Consider the following 6,481-nt stretch of genomic DNA (forward strand, 5'->3'; position numbering starts at 1 on the left):
AAGCGCCGAGATTCGTCTTCAGGCATGTACGATGGCCGGGATGAATCGCTGGATCATCCGCGTGCATTTGCGCAGAAAGTGGTTTTACTGGCCCTTGAGGCCTGTCCTTGCGCGGCGCGTTGGTTGCGTCAGCGTCGTTCTGTCCACAGGAGGCACGAATCGCGCATGGATTTTCTTGTCAGTGACATCCGCCATACCGAGCATCGCCATGGTGATGATTTGCTCAGCGCGGGCCTTGGCCTGGCCGGCCTGCGTGGCGTGCCGGTGCCCTTTGTCCAGCCGATGCAGCCCACGCCTGCGGAATTGCGCCGCCGCGCCATCCAGTCAGGATGGAAAGGTATTGCCGATCTTGGCTTGCTGGGCGGATTTGGCCGTATTTACGGCCAGGTGGTTTCGGTGTCGGGACAGGAATTTCACGCCTTCGCCAAGATACCCGGAGCCTGCCAGCCGCATCGCGTGATGGCGCAGGTGCCGGATGAATTCGATCCGCGCACACGCTGTTTGGTGGTGACCGCCTCTCCCGGCTCGCGCGGCATCTATGGTGGCATTGCGCTAGCCGGTGCCTGGGGCCTGACCCACGGCTGCGCGGTGGCCTATACCGACAAGGGCGCTGGCACTGGATATTTCGACACCGCCACGCGTACTGGCACCACGCTGGAGGGCACGCGTGCCGTGGCCGGCAGCGCGGCGCTGGAGTTCGACCCCGGCTCTGTGCCGGGCGACGCCGGCGTGGCCGTCAAACACGCCCATTCCACCGACCAGCCCGAAGCGGACTGGGGGCGCCACGTGCTGCAGGCGGCGCACTTTGGCCTGGCCATGCTCGATCGGGCGTTTCCGGAGCAGGCGCCATTCACACCACAGAACACGCGGGTGATCGCGACCGGTCTGTCCAACGGTGGTGGCGCGGTGCTGCAGGCTGCCGGCCTGGATGACACGGGGCTGCTGGACGCGGTGGTGGCGCTGGAGCCCAACGTGCATATGCCAGGGCGTGGTCGGGCGTTGTTCGATTACGTCACCGAAGCGGCGCTGTACATGCCCAGTGCGCTTACCGCTTCCGCCTTCGCCCGCGTGCCGCTGGCGCGAGCCGGAGGCATGACGCCGCCGTCCTGGATGGAGCGTGGCCGCTCCCTGCATGGCGCGGGGCTGCTGGACGGCGTGACGACTTCGGCGCAGGCAGAGTCGGCGGCAGCGCAGCTGCATGCCAGCGGTTGGCGCCGCGAGGTGATCGCCACGGCCGCCTCGACCCCGGCTTTCGACATCTGGCGCGCGCTCGGGGCCGGCTATGCCTCGGCGTATTTGCGGCGACCCGTCGGTCGCATGCCCTGTGGCTTTCGCTATGTGGCCATGCAGGCCGGCGTGCCGGGGCCGCTGGACGCCTCGACGGCGGCCGCCTGGTGGGCCGATGCCTCGGGTATTCCGCCAGGCGAGGGTGTCAGCCTGATCGGCGGCACCGATTTTTCGTTTGATCCCAATTTTTCCGGCGAACACGGCTTGCGCCAGTTGTGGACCGGTGACGATGCGCAGGCCCACGCCTTGCACGAGGGCGTGACGGCGTTGGCCGTGCGCCTGCCGCGTGAGCACCTGCCAATCTGGGTGCTGCACGGCGATGAAGACGGTCTGCTGCCGCCTGACTTCACCTCCCAGCCTTATATCCACTGGCTGGAAGAGGCCGGGCGCACGCCGCGCTACTGGCAAGTACCGCACGCGCAGCACTTTGATGCGTTCCTGGCACTGCCGGGTTTTGGTGATCGCTACGTGCCGCTACTGCCCTACGGTTATGCTGCGCTGGATCGCACCCTGGACGAGCTCACGGGCAAGGCAACGCTGGCGCGGCTGCCCACGCCACAGCCCAGGCCACGCGGTGCCGGTGCGCTGCGTGCGGCCATGCTGGACCTTGCCCCATGAGGTGTCGGCGGCGCAAAACGGGTATCCTAAGCGGTCCCGCCGGACCTGGTGCCGGCGCCCACACAAGCTGCATTCGTCCACAAGGATTCCCATGAGCATTCGTGCCACTCTCAACACCCAGCGCGGCCCGATCCGTCTGGATCTTGCCGATGACAAGACGCCGCTGACGGTGGCCAACTTCGTCAACCTGGCCCGCCGCGGTTTCTACGATGGCGTCAGCTTTCATCGCGTGATCCCCGACTTCATGATCCAGGGCGGTTGCCCGGAAGGCAGCGGTCGCGGTGGCCCGGGCTACCGTTTCGAAGACGAGATCGAGCCGAGCCTGCGTCATGATCGTGGCGGCGTGCTGTCGATGGCCAATGCCGGTCCGCGCACCAATGGCAGCCAGTTCTTCATCACCCACACCGCCACGCCGTGGCTGGACGGCAAGCACGCCGTATTCGGCGCTGTGGTCGATGATGCCGACATGGACGTGGTCAACGCCGTGACCCAGGGCGATGTGATCGAATCGGTGTCGCTGGAAGGCGATGTCGATGCGCTGCTCGAGAAGATGAGCGAGCGCCTGGACGAGTGGAACGCCATTCTCGATCAGCGCAGCTGATGCATGGCCGGCACGGCGGCGCTTGCCATCGCCGCCGTGTCAACGCATAGTTGGCGCCGCTTTTTGAAATCGCTTTCAGTGGCGCCATGAAGGGTTTTGCGACCAGTCGGTGCCTGCTAAGCCGCCACCGTGCGGACACCTAGGGGAGGGGGCATGCGGGCGCGAATCGAGGATGTGGCACGCCAGGCGGGCGTATCGACCAAGACGGTCTCGCGCGTACTCAACCACGAACCGAACGTGCGCGAGCAGACCCGCGAACGCGTGCTGGAAGTGGTCCGCAAGCTCGACTATCGGCCCAACCCTTCGGCGCGCAGCCTGGCCGCCAACCGCTCGTTCCTGATCGCGTTGCTGTACGACAATCCGTCACCCAACTACGTGATGGAAATCCAGGGTGGCGTGCTGGAAGCCTGCGATGCGCACCAGTTCAGCATGATGGTGCGGCCGCTGGATTCGCAGGCGCCGGATTTTGTCGCCACCGTACAAAGCCTGATCGGGCAGCAGCGCCCGGATGGGCTGATCCTTACCCCGCCCATTACCGACCATCCCGAACTGCTGGCGCATCTGGACCAGTTGGATTTGCCGTATGCCACGGTGTCCTCGCGCATCCAGGGCAGCATCGGCGTGACCATGGATGAAACCCGTGCCGCGGCCGAGATCACCTCGCATCTGGTGCGTTTGGGCCACCGGCGCATCGCGCATGTCATTGGCCATCCGGCGCATGGCGGCAGCGAGCTGCGCCTGGCCGGTTACCGCAAGGCCATGGCCGAGGCCGGTATCGACGTTCGCAGCGAGTGGGTGGTGCCGGGCGCGTTCTCGTTTGCGTCGGGCGTGGCGGCTGCGCGCCAGTTGATGGCGCTGGACTCACCGCCCACCGCGATTTTTGCCGCCAACGACGACATGGCCGCCGGCGTGATCTGGGCCACCGCCGATGCAGGTTGGCGTGTGCCGCAGGATTTATCCGTAGCCGGCTTCGACGATACCCCCATCTCACGCCAGGTCTGGCCGGCGGTCAGCACAGTGCGTCAACCCAGCCGTGACATGGGCCGCATCGCCGCCCTGCAGCTGCTGCGGCGTATCCGCCACGGTGAGCCCGGCGAGCTGGTGCAGGTCCCCTATACGCTGCAGTTGCGCGATTCGACGGCCAGCTGCAAGCGCGACGCCTAACCGGGCTTGCGGGTGTTGGCGTCGTCGGACTCGCATCTGGGTGCCTTGACAGCGCTGTCATGCTTGCCGATAGTGCATGCAAGTCATAACGTTGGGTTATCCATCGCCGGGGAGGGCGGTCGGTGCCCCGTGCGATCCAAGGGAGGGAACCATGTCTGTATCCAGAGCCCGTGCGGGTGTCGTTTCGATGCTGTGCGTCAGTTTTGTGGCCGGCCTTTCGGCCAGCGCCATGGCCGCACCGCAGGCGTTGTCCACCAAGGTGCATCCATCGCAGTGGCCATCGGTGACCTGGCCGCTGGCCGACAACGCCAGGCTTGATGCCCATGTAAAAGCGCTGCTGGCCAAGATGAGCCTGCGCCAGAAGGTCGGGCAGGTGATCGTCGCCGATATCGGCTCGGTGACGCCCGCCTATGTGCGCACCTACCATCTGGGAGCCATTCTCGCCGGCGGCGATTCGGCGCCCAACGGCAAGAATTTCGCCGATGCCAAGGCCTGGCTGACGCTTGCCGACAGCTACGCCCGCGCCGCCATGCACCCGGACAATGGGCCGGCGATTCCGCTGTTGATCGGCATCGATGCCGTGCACGGTCACAACAACGTGGTTGGCGCCACGCTGTTCCCGCAGAACATCGCCCTGGGTGCCATGCGCGATCCGGCGCTGATACGCAAAATTGGCGCGGCTACCGCCGCCGAAGTGCGCGCCACCGGCATCAACTGGGCCTATGCGCCAACCATTGCCGTGCCGCGTAATGATCGCTGGGGCCGCACCTACGAGGGCTATTCGGAAGATCCGAAAATCGTTGCCGACTATGCCGCCGCCATGGTCGAAGGCCTGCAGGGAAAGCCGGGCAGCAAACACTTCCTGGATGGCTCGCATGTGGTCGCCACCGCCAAGCACTTCCTGGGTGATGGCTTTACCAAGGATGGCAAGGATCAGGGCGACGCCGAGGTCAGCGAAACACAGCTGCGCACCATCGCCGGCCCGGGTTACCCGCGTGCCGTGGCCGAAGGCGTGCAGTCGGTGATGGCCTCGTTCTCCAGCTGGAACGGCGAGAAGATGAGCGCCAACAAGGGTCTGCTCACCGATGTGCTGAAAGGGCGCATGCATTTTGGCGGCTTCATCGTCGGTGACTGGAACGCGCAGGGGCAGGTGCCCGGCTGCACCAATACCGATTGTCCGGCCGTCATCAATGCCGGCATGGACATGGTGATGGCGCCCGACAGCTGGAAAGGTTTCTACCAGAGCACGCTCAAGGCAGTGCAGGACGGCACCATTGCGATGTCGCGCCTGGATGATGCGGTGACGCGCATCCTGAAGGCGAAGATGCGCCTGGGTCTGTTCCATGAAGGGTCGCCGTCGCAGCAGCCGCTGGGCGGGCATTTCAACGTGGTCGGCAGCGCCGCGCATCGCGCCATCGCCCGCCAGGCCGTGCGTGAATCGCTGGTGCTGCTCAAGAACAATGGCCATGTGCTGCCGGTGTCGCCCAAGGCGCATATTCTGGTTGCTGGCGAGGGCGCCAACAGCCTGCCGATGCAAAACGGTGGCTGGACGCTGACCTGGCAGGGCAGCGGCACGACCAATGCCAATTTCCCCGGCGCCACCTCCATCTGGAAAGGCATTCAGCAGCAGGTGACGGCCGCCGGCGGCTCGGCCGAGCTGGCGCCGGATGGCCACTTCAAGCACAAGCCGGATGTGGCCATCGTGGTCTATGGCGAGCATCCCTATGCCGAGTTCCACGGTGACCGACCGAACGTGGATTTCACCACCAATGCCGAGCAGGATCTGGCCTTGCTCAAGCGCCTGCGCGCGCAAGGCATCAAGGTGGTGTCGGTGTTCCTCTCCGGGCGTCCGTTGTGGGTGAATCCTGAGATCAATGCCTCCGATGCGTTTGTTGCCGCCTGGTTGCCCGGCTCGGAAGGCGAGGGCATCGCCGATGTGCTGCTGGCCAAGCCCGACGGCAGGCCGCAGTTCGATTTTCACGGCAAGTTGGGCTATTCCTGGCCACGGACCGCCACTCAGACGCACGTTAACGTAGGCGATGCGCACTACGATCCGCTGTTCAAATATGGCTATGGCCTTACCTATGAAAGCCATCGCCAGCTGCCAGCGCTGTCGGAAGATTCCGGCCTGCATGGCGCGCAAGCCCAGAGTGGTGAATACCTGACCCGCGGGCACGCCGAAGCCGGCATGACGCTGCGTCTTGCCGGTACCGATGGCAAGGCCGTGTCCACCAAGGCCACGCATGCGACCAGTGCGGATGGTGCGCTCACCATGCAGGCGGTCGACAAGGCTGCGCAGGAAGATGCCCGTCGCTTCACCTGGAATGGCCGCGGCACTGTGTCGATCGTCGCCGACGCGCCAGTGGACATGAGTCGCGAGGCCAATGGCGAGGAGCGCTTGCTGATGGCGTTGCGCGTCGATCATGCCGGTTCGGCACAACTGGCGATGCGCTGCGGTGAGCAGTGCGGCGCCTCGCTCGACGTGAGCTATGTGTTGGCCAGCCTGCCGGCGGGGCAGTGGACCACGCTGGCGGTGCCGCTGAAGTGCCTGGCCAAGCATGGCGTGGACATGAAGCATGTCACCGTGCCGTTCGCGATGCATGGCGCCAAGGGGTTGGTGCTTTCGCTGACCCACGTGGGCCTTGGCACGCACGCCGATCACGTCATGGCATGCCCGTCGCGCTGATGATCATGCCAAAGTGCTGAAAAAAGGCGGCCTTCGTGAACTGACCCCATAAAGTTGGACAGTTGAAGCGGCTAAGCCACCAAGGGCTGGGTTCTGTACTGCACAGGACTCAGCCCTTTCAGTTT

General features: G+C 65.1%; 4 protein-coding genes. All 4 read left to right on the forward strand.

From position 1 onward, the window contains the following. Positions 1-165 precede the first annotated feature (165 nt). The 4 genes from HBF24_RS13300 (at position 166) to HBF24_RS13315 (ending at position 6,356) form a co-directional block, all read left to right on the forward strand. Complete coding sequence (locus HBF24_RS13300; RefSeq protein WP_167173671.1) at positions 166-1,905, forward strand: 3-hydroxybutyrate oligomer hydrolase family protein; 1,740 nt, start codon at positions 166-168, stop codon at positions 1,903-1,905. 91 nt (positions 1,906-1,996) lie between these two features. Next, positions 1,997-2,506 carry a peptidylprolyl isomerase gene (locus tag HBF24_RS13305; protein WP_167173673.1) on the forward strand — a complete coding sequence of 170 codons (510 nt, stop codon included), beginning with the start codon at positions 1,997-1,999 and terminating at the stop codon, positions 2,504-2,506. A gap of 153 nt (positions 2,507-2,659) precedes the next feature. Beyond that, a complete protein-coding gene (locus HBF24_RS13310; RefSeq protein ID WP_167173675.1) occupies positions 2,660-3,670 on the forward strand; it encodes a LacI family DNA-binding transcriptional regulator in 1,011 nt (336 codons plus the stop codon). A 151-nt stretch (positions 3,671-3,821) separates the two neighbouring features. Beyond that, entirely contained in the window at positions 3,822-6,356 is a 2,535-nt protein-coding gene (locus HBF24_RS13315) for an exo 1,3/1,4-beta-D-glucan glucohydrolase (RefSeq protein ID WP_167173677.1), read from the forward strand. Positions 6,357-6,481 lie beyond the last annotated feature (125 nt).

The organism is Oleiagrimonas sp. C23AA, assembly GCF_011759385.1.
Taxonomy (GTDB): Bacteria; Pseudomonadota; Gammaproteobacteria; order Xanthomonadales; family Rhodanobacteraceae; genus Oleiagrimonas.

Coding starts and splice junctions, on each gene's coding strand:
- HBF24_RS13300 (WP_167173671.1), top strand. CDS start 166: ATGGATTTTCTTGTCAGTGACATCCGCCATACCGAGCATCGCCATGGT.
- HBF24_RS13305 (WP_167173673.1), top strand. CDS start 1,997: ATGAGCATTCGTGCCACTCTCAACACCCAGCGCGGCCCGATCCGTCTG.
- HBF24_RS13310 (WP_167173675.1), top strand. CDS start 2,660: ATGCGGGCGCGAATCGAGGATGTGGCACGCCAGGCGGGCGTATCGACC.
- HBF24_RS13315 (WP_167173677.1), top strand. CDS start 3,822: ATGTCTGTATCCAGAGCCCGTGCGGGTGTCGTTTCGATGCTGTGCGTC.